The organism is Streptomyces phytophilus, assembly GCF_013870535.1.
In the GTDB taxonomy this organism is placed as follows: Bacteria; Actinomycetota; Actinomycetes; order Streptomycetales; family Streptomycetaceae; genus Streptomyces; species Streptomyces phytophilus.
This window is the reverse complement of record NZ_JACBXC010001332.1, coordinates 1-1,611: the sequence shown is the minus strand read 5'-3', so window position 1 is coordinate 1,611 and position 1,611 is coordinate 1. Positions and strand designations below refer to the sequence as shown.

1 protein-coding gene and 1 pseudogene are annotated in these 1,611 nt (G+C 75.7%); one reads left to right on the top strand and one right to left on the bottom strand.

Annotated elements, in window-relative coordinates:
- Positions 1-299 (top strand): annotated as a pseudogene (locus H5J30_RS32110) (MauE/DoxX family redox-associated membrane protein); the annotation flags it as partial.
- Between the two features lie 49 nt (positions 300-348).
- Here H5J30_RS32110 and H5J30_RS32105 read toward each other — a convergent pair.
- Positions 349-1,491 (bottom strand): LLM class flavin-dependent oxidoreductase, encoded by a 1,143-nt coding sequence (locus H5J30_RS32105; protein WP_181791136.1) that lies wholly within the window; start codon positions 1,489-1,491, stop codon positions 349-351.
- Positions 1,492-1,611 lie beyond the last annotated feature (120 nt).

Sequence of the window (1,611 nt, the reverse complement as noted above, 5' to 3'; positions counted from 1 at the left end):
AACGCTCGCTCGCGTGGCAGACGGTGACCCACGTCGTCCGCTCGGGACTGCGCGAGCACTGGGACGACGAGGGCTGGCGCTTCCTGCGCTACACCGGCCTGCACGACCCCGGCCGGGAGGGTGCCGAGGGCGCCGGCCGGCCGGTGTCCGTGGTCTTCGCGATGGACGCGCGGGCGGACCTGGACAGCCCGCGTCCGCCGGTGATCCGCGTCGGCGTCGTCGACGAGGAGACCGGCGAGCGCGTGGACGTCGCCGCCGGCCGGGAGCGCCCCGGCGCGCTGCTCGGCGAAGGCGTCTGAGGGCGGTGCCCGGAGCCCGGTTCCATACGGGCTCCGGGCACCTCCCCGGCTACTCGTCCGCCGCCGGGCCGGCCGGCATGCCGTAGGCGTCGGCGATCAGCTCGTACGAGCGCAGCCGCGCCCCGGGTCCGTGCACGTTCGAGGTGAGCATCAGCTCGTCGGCCCCCGTGCGCTTGCGCAGGTCGTCCAGGCCCGTGCACACCTCGTCCGGGGTGCCGTGCACCACGTTGGCGATCCAGGAGTCGGCGAACTCCCGCTCCAGCGGGCTGAAGCCGTACGCCTCCGCCTCTTCGGGCGACGGCACGAGACCGGGCCGGCCGGTACGCAGCCGCAGCATGCTCAGCGCCCCCGCCGTCACCTGCCGCCGCGCCTCGCGCCCGTCCTCCGCGGCCAGCACCGAGACGCCGATCAGGGCGTACGGGGCGGAGAGCACGGCCGACGGCTGGAACGCCTCGCGGTACAGCTCCAGCGCGGGGCCGGTGTGCTGCCCGGCGAAGTGGTGCGCGAACGCGAACGGCAGCCCCAGTTCGGCGGCGAGCCGCGCGCTGAACATCGACGAGCCCAGCAGCCACACCGGCGGCCGGTGCACGGACTGCACCCCGCCGGGGGCCGTGCCCTGCACGGGGCCCGGCACCGCGTGGATCCTGCGGTACGGATGGCCGTCGGGGAAGTCGTCGTCGAGGAAGCGGATCAGCTCGGCCAGCTGCTGCGGGAACTCCTCGGCGCCCTCGCGCAGCCGCTCCGTGCGGCGCAGCGCCGCCGCCGTCGCGCCGTCCGTGCCGGGCGCGCGGCCCAGGCCCAGGTCGACCCGCCCGGGGGCCAGCGCCTCCAGCGTGCCGAACTGCTCGGCGATGACGAGCGGCGCGTGGTTGGGCAGCATCACGCCGCCGGAGCCGAGCCGGATGGTCGTCGTGTGCGCGGCCAGGTGCGCCAGGATCACGGCGGGTGAGGAGGAGGCGACGCCGGGCATCGAGTGGTGCTCGGCGACCCAGTAGCGGTGGAAGCCGCGGGCCTCGGCGAGCCGGGCCAGGTCGGCACCGGTGCGCAGGGCGTCGCCCGCCGTGTACCCGGCGCCCACGGTCGCCAGGTCCAGCACCGACAGCGGCACGGGCGCGGAGCCGCTCACCCGGCCCCGTATCTCGTCCTGCGCTCCGGGTGCCGTCACGTCCGCTGCCGCCACGTGGTCCTCCATGGTCGTCCGTCGTCCTGTGGTCCTTCCCCATGCCGACAACAGGAGGAGGGCTCCGTATTCCCGTCTCCGGGGATCGGGAACACGGCGGCGCGGAACACGGGCGGAACACGGGCGGAACCC